The 855-nt window shown below is 60.6% G+C and carries 1 protein-coding gene; it reads right to left on the bottom strand.

Annotated elements, in window-relative coordinates:
* Positions 1–387: 387 nt before the first annotated feature.
* On the bottom strand, positions 388–855 hold a 468-nt coding region (locus A5706_RS33645), incomplete at its 5' end, for a hypothetical protein (RefSeq protein ID WP_197517837.1).

Genomic DNA, 855 nt, shown 5'->3' with positions numbered 1-855 from the left:
GTAGGACAGGATCTTCACCGCGAGCCGGCAAATCCAAATAGGGACTTTCGCCCTCTGTGGTCGGGCCTAAAATCATGCACGCGTCGCCCGGCGCTGGCGACGTCAGGCAGGGGCGTCGGGGCCGCCCCAGCGTGCGGCGTAACGGCCGGATGCACGGCTAGAGGTTGAATCCCCTTAACGCGGCGACCCGCGCCACAAAGGCGTGGGCCGAGGCCGCAGAGTCACGGTCAGGTGCGGCGGCGTCTGTGTCGGCGGGTCAGCAGGGGCGCGAGGCGCGCCTCTGGGCGGCCCCGAGGGCTCCCGTAGACCTCGATTCGGATTTCCTGCGTCCCGATGAACAGGAGTCGGTGAGACACCCGGCTGCTGAGAAGGGCCAAAGATTGGATGTTAGGAGGCCGTTGTTTGGCCCAGCGGGTTCACCAAGGCGGATAGTGCGCGGAGAATTTGTACTGTCAGATTCGCCGGCCAGAAGAACGCAGTGGTGAACGACTGGACTAATTGAGTGCCGGCTGAAACGAGCTGGCCTACAACGGGAAACGCCGTGAGTAATGGGTTTATCGCGTCGGTCAAAACGTTCAATAGTAAGCCGTAGAACGGGAACGATTGGATGATGTTTGCCGCAGCGGACGCGAAGTACAGTACGACGAGATCTGCCATGAGCCAAGAAAGAAAACCAATGACGAAGCCGGCCACGGCGGCGGCACCTAGAACAAAGACAGTATTCGTCACTACATTTGTTATCAAATCATTTAATGTCGACTGGGCGGTTGTGGCAGCAGCGGCAATCGGGGCCCCAATTGCTGTCAAGGGCTTGATCAGCGACGTGACGTTGGCGGCCTCCGCGCCGGCATACGC

It is taken from the genome of Mycobacterium sp. E796 (assembly GCF_001672815.1).
Taxonomy (GTDB): domain Bacteria; phylum Actinomycetota; class Actinomycetes; order Mycobacteriales; family Mycobacteriaceae; genus Mycobacterium.
Note: the sequence above shows the minus strand (reverse complement) of the source record. Positions and strands in the feature narration are given on the sequence as shown.